Source organism: Calothrix sp. CBUCES-K 9914, assembly GCF_059640475.1.
Genome location: NZ_JBXXZH010000330.1, coordinates 1 through 8,880 on the forward strand (window position 1 = coordinate 1; position 8,880 = coordinate 8,880).

6 protein-coding genes are annotated in these 8,880 nt (G+C 40.2%); 4 read left to right on the forward strand and 2 right to left on the reverse strand.

Features of this window, described 5'->3' with window-relative positions:
* Positions 1–900: glutathione S-transferase family protein (locus AC2JBO_RS40010; RefSeq protein WP_496959190.1), on the forward strand; the 900-nt coding region annotated here is incomplete at its 5' end.
* 345 nt (positions 901–1,245) lie between these two features.
* The gene (locus tag AC2JBO_RS40015; RefSeq protein ID WP_496959191.1) at positions 1,246–2,835 is read left to right on the forward strand and encodes an NCS2 family permease; all 1,590 of its coding nucleotides are present in this window, start codon (positions 1,246–1,248) and stop codon (positions 2,833–2,835) included.
* Between the two features lie 289 nt (positions 2,836–3,124).
* Here the strand turns inward: AC2JBO_RS40015 and AC2JBO_RS40020 are convergent, their stop codons facing one another.
* Positions 3,125–3,619, reverse strand: a complete 495-nt coding sequence (locus tag AC2JBO_RS40020) for an AbrB family transcriptional regulator (RefSeq protein ID WP_496959192.1) — start codon at positions 3,617–3,619, stop codon at positions 3,125–3,127.
* A gap of 858 nt (positions 3,620–4,477) precedes the next feature.
* A complete protein-coding gene (locus AC2JBO_RS40025) occupies positions 4,478–6,517 on the reverse strand; it encodes a hypothetical protein (protein WP_496959193.1) in 2,040 nt (679 codons plus the stop codon).
* A gap of 70 nt (positions 6,518–6,587) precedes the next feature.
* Between AC2JBO_RS40025 and AC2JBO_RS40030 the strand changes: the two genes are divergently transcribed.
* Both AC2JBO_RS40030 and AC2JBO_RS40035 read left to right on the forward strand, forming a co-directional pair.
* Positions 6,588–7,718, forward strand: a complete 1,131-nt coding sequence (locus tag AC2JBO_RS40030; protein WP_496959194.1) for a hypothetical protein — start codon at positions 6,588–6,590, stop codon at positions 7,716–7,718.
* 95 nt (positions 7,719–7,813) lie between these two features.
* Positions 7,814–8,722 (forward strand): Rpn family recombination-promoting nuclease/putative transposase, encoded by a 909-nt coding sequence (locus AC2JBO_RS40035; protein ID WP_496959195.1) that lies wholly within the window; start codon positions 7,814–7,816, stop codon positions 8,720–8,722.
* Positions 8,723–8,880: the final 158 nt, after the last annotated feature.

The window sequence follows — 8,880 nt, forward strand, 5'->3', positions numbered from 1 at the left end:
GATGGACGTATTATTAAGGAGAGCGATGACATTTTGCTCGCTTTGGAAAACGTTTTTGGAGCATTAAACCAAGGAATGGAAGACCGCGCGGTGCTTCCTCTACGTCAATTAGAACGACTATTATTTAGAGCCTGGTGCGCTTGGTTGTGTACAAGAGCAGGTTCCTCTCAACAAGAACAACGCAACCGAGAACAATTTATAGGAGTGGTGGCTAAAGTCGAGGAAGCTTTGGGTCGCACCCCAGGACCTTATTTTTTATCGGACTTTGGAACCGTTGATGTCATCTTTACGCCTTATATTGAAAGGATGAATGCGAGTCTTTACTACTACAAAGGTTATTCTCTACGGGAGGAAAATCCACGGGTTAAGGCATGGTTTGCGGCAATGGAAACCCGACCAGCCTACTGCGGTACTCAAAGCGATTTTCACACCCATGTACATGATTTGCCGCCCCAGATGGGAGGTTGTTGGGAAAACGGCGAAACCCAAATGCTTCTAAATAAAGCGCGCGTGGATAATGGTCCCTGGTTTGGGCTACCAGATGTTACTTATCCAGAACCCGAAAACTCCCGCATGGAAGCTCTGAAACGAACTATCGAACACCACATCAATATTATCCGAGTTAACCCCGCCGATGATAAATTGTTCGATCAAGCCCTCCGTTGTGCTTTAACATACATGATGACTGGCGAAGACTGCTTACCTCCATCGGGTTCTGATGTCGCTCTACGATATTTACGTGATCGCATAAATGTACCGCGAGACATGTCCATCTATGCAGCCAAGAGGTTGAGGGAAGCCTTGGAGAAAACTGCCTCCCTTGTAGGTGATGGACAGCCAGCCCCCATTCCTACTAATCATCGACGAGACCAAGACCCGTCTAACTTTGCTCACAAGTAAAATTCAGACGTGGTACTAAATTGAGGCGCCACACAGTTTCGCTAATACATGAAGATGATAGCAATTCTTTATAAATTATACTGCAAACGCGTAAAATCTAGACTTTTGTCAATAGCATCTTAAAGATTTTGATACTTGTTGAAAGTAAAGTTATACGCATTTTCAGTATATAGCATTAAGGAGAACATATTTGAAACATAATTTTTGCCTTGGTGCATCAAATAATTGCACCTGTCTATTTTAGATATATAGTTTACGCTAATTGGAGAAGCTAATTAGTGTTTGGGCACAGGTGGTAAAGTTTTTTGAGAAAAATTTGTCATTAACTATATCTACAGTAAAACAATGGAAATCGCTACAGCCAGAGTCCCCCGTTGGTTCGTTCGCAGTGACATTGATGGTTTATTTGGATTGGCACTTGATAATTTTATTCAAATTTTATTGATTGTCAATTTGTGTCAAGGAGTGCTTGGTTTTCCTGCCTCACTAATTTATGGGCGGATTTTGCCAGGAGTTGCCTTTAGTTTGATTGTAGGCAACTTTTATTACGCATGGCTAGCCAAAGAGCAAGGTAAACGTGAGCAGCGGGACGATATTACTGCTTTACCCTATGGTATTAACACCGTCAGCCTTTTTGCTTATGTTTTTCTGGTGATGCTGCCTGTAAAATTGGCGGCAATTTCTGGTGGTGCTTCTAGTACACAAGCTGCGGAATTATCTTGGCAAGCAGGACTTGTGGCTTGCTTTGGTTCCGGTTTGATCGAATTTGCTGGAGCTTGGTTTGGCTCCGCACTTCGGCGCCTTACCCCTCGTGCAGCATTGCTTTCAACTTTGGGCGGTATTGCGCTCACTTTTATTGCCATTGGTTTTCTATTTCGGACTTTTGCCAATCCCATCGTCGGCTTAGTACCTCTTGGTGTAATTCTGCTGACGTATTTTGGGCGAGTGCGATTTGCCATACCTGGGGGCTTGTTGGCTGTTCTCTTGGGAATTGCCCTTGCCTGGGGAACAGGTTTGGCCAGTTGGGACAATGTTAAGTTTGCTGCTTCCCTGCAACCAATTGGGTTTTATTTCCCTTATTTAGCTTTAGGAAAATTATGGAGTAGTCGTTCAGTTTTGGTCGAATATTTCAGCATCATTCTACCAATGGGGTTATTTAATCTTGTTGGCAGTCTTCAGAATTTGGAAAGTGCGGAAGCTGCGGGCGATGCTTATCCTGTAGCTCCCTGTCTAATGGTAAATGGTATAGGTACATTGGTTGCTGCTATTTGTGGTTCCTGTTTTCCAACTACTCTTTATATTGGTCATCCCGGCTGGAAAGCTTTAGGAGCAAGAGTTGGTTATTCTATACTCAATGGCATAGTCATGGGCTTGATTTGTCTAACTGGAACTGTGGCGATGCTGGCTTACTTTGTCCCGGTTGAAGCTGGGATGGCAATTGTGTTGTGGATTGGGATTGTAATTGTTGCTCAAAGCTTTACAGCTACCCCATTGCACCATGCACCTGCTGTGGTTGTTGGTCTATTACCAGGGATTGCTGGTTGGGCTGCAATAATAGCTAAAAATGCACTCCGGGCAGCAGGTTTGGGAACAGTGGAAAGACCTTTCACACCAACCTTGATTGAGCAGTTTAAGTTGAGCGATACCTATATTGATGGGGCTTTTGCTCTTGAGCAGGGGTTTATTTTTTCCGCCATGATTTTAGCTGGCATGACAGTTTATATTATTGAGCGTAGGTTTCGCACCTGCGCCTACTGGTCTGTGATTGCTGCTGTAATTTCCTGGGTTGGGTTGATGCATAGCTATCGTTGGACTGTTGCCGATACAGTTGTGAATTTCGGCTGGGGAACTGGCGCCTCTTGGGCTATTGGCTATATTTTACTGGCAATTCTCTTGTTTTATGTCGATTTGCAAGAAAGACGTAAAGGACAGTGACCCAATTTGGGTATATAACGCAAAAACAGCGTAGTGATAAAACTTAATATCGACTACGCTGTTGTGATTTCAAATTTAACAAGACATAATCAAAACCTGGGTATCTTAGCTCTGTTCAAAATTATTTGTCGAACAAGTGAACTATTTCATCTGACACATCAACTACTCAACGACTTAAAGGAATCGTTTTTCTATTGTTTCATGTAGACGCTCCAGAACAGGCGCCTGAAGAAAGTGCTTGCTGGCAATAAAGCTAAGGGCGCCCATTGTCATTTACTTGCATTTGCTTTTAAGCTGCGAGTTCGTCTGGGTTTTCTTCTTGCCCTGAAGTTGCTACCAATTTGATGTGCTTTCTACCTATATTGATGGTAAATTCGTCTCCTGGTTTCAAGCCTAACTGTTTTGTATAAGCTGAACCTATTAGCAAATTGCCGTTAGACTGTACTGCAATTCGGTAGCTAGCGCTGCGTCCGACATGACCATGCTCATCTGAACGGGTATCAAATGATATCTCTTCTGCATCAAGTAGAGCATTGAGAAATTTCATCATGTTAACTCGCTCTATACCATTTTTTGTGACACTATAGTAGCCACAGGCTCTAGCTTTTTCTTCTTTACTGCTATTCGGCATTTCTTTGACTTTACTAATTAATGCCTCGCCTTCTAAGGGTTTAATTTGTTGGACTTGTTTAGCTGGTGCCTTGCGCTCTTCAGGTTTGACTTGTTTGACTTCCTTAGCTGATGTCTTGCGCTCTTCGGACTTCGTTATTTTCTTTCTCGCCATATTGATACAGTCTACTTCCTAAATTAATTTCAATTTTGAGGTTATCATTATTGTATAGAAAATATTTATTTTATGCCAATAATAATTCGCGCCTTCGCTTGACTATTTTTTGTGCTAGTACTCAGCAAACTTATTGTAGTACTCCGAAGCACCATTTAATATTAACTATTCTAACTATAACAGTACTAAAGAACTATTTTGTTATTGATTCCTTTTTTCATATCTCACAAATTTTTAGATTGTAGGTTGGGTGAAGGCTTTGCGTTCACGTAGTGTCCCGAAGGGAAACCCAATATTTTTAGTTTAATTATACCTAATAATATATCTGAATGAAACAGGCGCCATTTTGACAAACGGTCGCGTCAGATATCTTCTATAATTTCTTTGTTCTGTGTACAAAAAAATAGTATCTACCTGCTCAAAAACCTCAAACCCTTCAGTCCAACGTAGTTGTTTTGCGTATTCTCCACCTCGAAATTGTAATAATTCAGCGGGATTATAAACAAGTAATCAATTTTTTTACCGTTTTTGAGATGTAGTTTTATCAATTTGTCAGCATAACGGCGCCAATTTATGCATCAGCAACCACTTCTTGAAGTTCTATCTAAGAATTCAGGAAATAAAATAACCCTCTTTATCTAAAAAAATGTAGAGACATGATATTATGATGCCTCCACATATATCTAATCAAAACGCACTCACACGCACGCGATTTATTTCTCAGTCAGTTCAGATGGAGGAATTCCATTTTTACTCTGTGTACTCTGTTGGAATTGATATTTTTTACCACAGGAAACTTTTGTTGGTAAAGAATAACTTATCCGTTACAGGAATAGCACCGTTGCCAAATTTCCAACATCATGGATTACCATCAAGTGAGAGTAAATATTCGATTAAATCATTTTGGTCTTGGGTGCTGAAACCTGCTTGTTTATCTACCCAGTAGTTGTGTCCACTACCATCTGCGTTCGATAACACTAAAGTTGGTTCTGCTCGGTTTGCTGCGACAACTTGCTCACGAAGGTTTCTGTCGATCAGCGCGCGTAAACTGGCACCTGCATCTGGTACTATTTGTTTTAATACCGTTCCTGATAAACCTAGTTCGTTTGGATTAGTAATTTGATAATCGTGTTCGGTAACTTGGAGTGCATTTTTACTTACGGCAACTCCTCCATCGTGTAAATATGGCGCCGTTACATGCAAACCGATTAAACTAGGTACTTTATAACCCCCATTATTACCAATTGCATAAGCAAGTTTGTAATCTTGTTCAGATACTGTATCTGTTGGGACATTTAGAACAGTTATGTTTTGTGGTAATGGAGTTGTTGTGTCGGGAGTATAAGTTTGGGGTTTGACGAATACCTTTGGAAACTTCGCGAGTGCAGACGCGCGTGACGGTTGTGTTTTTATTTCCTGTTGTGAGATGACGTGGTTGTTCGTAAAGTAGCGTCCACTATGACAACTTACACAACTTGCATTACTAAATATTTTAGCTCCACGTTGTGTTGATTCTACATTTGCTGCATAAGCTGGTGGCGCCAGTGAGTTTTGAAATGCTGACATTCCATTGAGTTGTTTTCCTACTGGCATTCCAGGGGAGTTTGCCATTAACCCATCAAGGACAAATCTTGAACCCTTTGGAAATCCTGGCATTACTATAACTTGATTCAGTGCTGGTGTACCAGGAGTTGTGTCAACTTTTTTGAAGAATTCGCTTGGTTTGGCGCCTTGTGGTAGTTTAAATTTAGTGTTTGCCGAATTTTGAAGCAAAACGCCTAAATATGTTTCTTTATCAATACCTAGTAAATCTTGACTTGAATCAGCACCTGTTGTTAAATCAGAATTTGTAGCATGAACATTGCTGTTGAGTGTAGTTAGTCCTTTGAACCAACCTATTTGCGAAAAACCACTCCAACCATATGGATGGGCGCCTAAAGTGTACGATGATGGATTTTGTGCAGGATTATTCTTATTATCACCGCTTGAATCAAAATTACCAGGCGCCCAACTTAATAATTGTTCATCAACTGCATCCTCTAAAGCTTTACTATCTGGCAAACGCGCGGTTTTTCCATCCGCATCGATATAAGTCGCTTCACCCGAAGATATTTTTAGCGGGTTTACACCAGTTTGTCGAAACCACGAAGCTGAATTACTCGCTAACGCCAATATTGTACCCGTATCTAAATCATTATTCGGGGCGCCTTCAATAATCTTACCCTCATCATCAACTCTGGCATGACATGATGCACAAGTAATACCTACACGTACTTTACCATTATTGATATTTGCCACAACTCCAAGAGGAAACAATGAACCAGTAGGTACATCAAGTCCAGTATTGATAATATCTCCCTTTTTTAAATCACGATTTCCAACCCGCATATCTCTATCCATTTCAACTTGCAGGTTTGTAGTGTGTCCACCCTTCAAAGCTAAAATAGCCTTTGTTAAGTTCCCAATGTTTAGAGGACCATTTAATATCCCAGTTACATCAGTCAAGAAAACTTCATTTCCAAAAGTTTCTTGGTAAAAGGACTTGCGTCCCAATTTAATTAAATCTTCATTAACTTCAACAGCACCATTTTGTGGTGAAAGAAACTCTCGGCCTGCATCAGTTTGTAGTAAACTTGCAGCATCATCTTTACTAACTACCTCTCCTAAAACATCATAGGAACCTATTTGCTGTGCAGTTGCTTGAATAGATGGAGTTAAAGTTTTTTGTAGACTTGGTGGATTTGGTAGAGTAATATCAATTTGATAAGTCCAGAATCCGATAAAAGAGACTACAAACACCAAAATGGCAACTCGACGCGCGATAACATTGTTTAACCAACTGATGATAGTGTCAAATTGAGATTTTGTATCTTGTTGAGGTTTTGGAGGAGACAGCATAATTACTTTTACTAGCTTAAAGTGCTTCTACTCAATCAAGTTCCTGAACTTAATATTTTATTTAGGAAACTTGTTTGATAACATTCCCCGTCAATTATTACATTTGTATCAGAATGCACCTAGCGAGACAGCTTTGCTTGCGGAGCGTTGTTTGCTGTGCTTTGTTTCTAAGATTTTAGAGCAAGGATGCCTACGATTAGAAAGAAACTTTGGTGAAAAGTATAATTTTAATTGTAGCGATTTATATTTTATCTTTGATGATGATGGTAAATTATCGCCAGTAGGTGATTATAAATGTTTTTCTCGTAAGATTCTTCAGAGTTTTGATTCGCAGCAAAGTAGTTTGGCTACTTGGGCAATGATGAGAGTTAAACAGCATCCTGAACTAAATAAATTTTTGTTGGAACGCGGTGTTCACTTGATTAGCGATTGGGCGATTTTAAACGATACTCAACCTAAACAATTAGAACGCATTCTTAAGGAGTTTCATACTTTAAGTCATGGAGAAATTCAAGAAGCACAAACTTTGTTACATAGTTATCATACAGTATACCGCGTTCAAAGGCTACAAAACATTAGAAAAAGGGTTAGGAGTACATGTGCTGAACCGACTTTTGAACATTTACAAGATATTGCCCAAAATGTCAATGATAAAGTAGGTCGATTATTTGATGCTGAAACTGTGATGATGAAATTGAAAAAACTGGCTTCTCAACTACGTGAGTACCGAATTTATGTTCGGGGTGGCGCCTTACCAGCAAAATCCCTAGACGCTGTGAATGAAGGCGATTATAATTCTTTATTAGAGACAATTCCTGCTCCCTCTAGCAGCAATGTTACGGATTCCAACGAGGAGCAATCTGAGTTTTTGCAGTATTATCGCCATCAACTTCAGATTAGTTTGCAATCTGCTTTAGCCAAAGTTACAGAATCAAAGGTGAGACTATTACAACGAAAAAAGGGTGATAAAGCACAGATGTTTTTGACTGCTCTTGAATTATCTCTATATCAGAAGTTTAAACTTAGGGTCAGCGACCAAACGGGGATTTTAGAAGAACGGGGATTAGACGCGCGGACTAGTGATACTTATATATTTACCCGTGTCGTTGGTAATTGGGATGAAAAGTTTTTAGTAAGTGTAAGCTTGATGGATGGGGTTGAAACAACTTTACCACCGTTTGCATTTGATTTGGGGAGATAGACTTATAATTTATAATATAAATGTACAGTCCCTATGGCATTCGAGCGTTATGGCATCCTCCCGACGAGAGCGATATATTAGCTTACTAACAGATTTTGGCTTCAAGCGCGTATGAAGGGTCGGAGCCAAATAAACGTTTGTTGATTGATTTTTTGAATACCTTGCTACCAGACTATCACCAAATTCGGGATGTGACGTTCAAAAATTTAGAGAACCTGGGCGCCACAATATTGGATCGCAAAGCGATTTTTGACGTGTACTGTGAGGCAGAAAATGGTGATCGCTTTATTGTGGAACTCCAAAAAGTCAAGCAAAACTTCTTCAAAGACCGTAGTGTGTACTATGCCAGTTTTCCAATTCAAGAGCAAGCTGAGAAAGGAGAATGGAGCTACGAACTAGCCCCTGTGTATTTGGTGGGAATGCTCGATTTTATTTTTGATGACCATAAAAACGACCCAACATTTTTGCACATCGTTGAACTAAAAGACCAAGAGTGCCGTGTTTTTTATGACAAGCTAAAGTTTATTTACATTGAATTGCCGAAGTTTCAAAAGACATTAGAGCAGTTGCAGACGCATTTTGACAAATGGCTATTTCTGTTTCGCCACTTACCCCAGTTAGACGAACCACCACCAAAGTTACAGGAGGAAGTGTTTGAAGAACTATTTGAGGTAGCAGAGATTGCCAACTTTACTGTTGAAGAAAATCGCAGTTATCAAGCGAGTTTAAAGGTTTACCGAGATTGGTATGCCATTGAGATGACAGCACGCTTAGAAGCAATGCAGCAAGGACGAGAAGAAGAGCGACAAGTAGCTCTGCAACGGGAGCGCTCTTTAATTCTTCGACAGTTGACTATAAAACTAGGCGAATTGGATGAATCAATTCGTTCGCGCGTTTCTGTTCTGTCGTTGGATCAGCTTGAATTACTAGGTGTCGCGTTGTTTGGTTTTGCCACTATGGCAGATTTAGATGCTTGGTTGCTAGGATTGGGCGAAGGTGGATAGTCAAATTAACGATGCACAGGCGCCTTTTTGTTCGGTTTTCACTACTTTTTATTCCAGAAAACCGAATTAAGCATAAAAATTGCAATTTAAATAACGTAGGGTGGAATGTTGCTTACTTAACGTATTAATGGTGCGTGAAAGCACTGTATTTGGCGTTA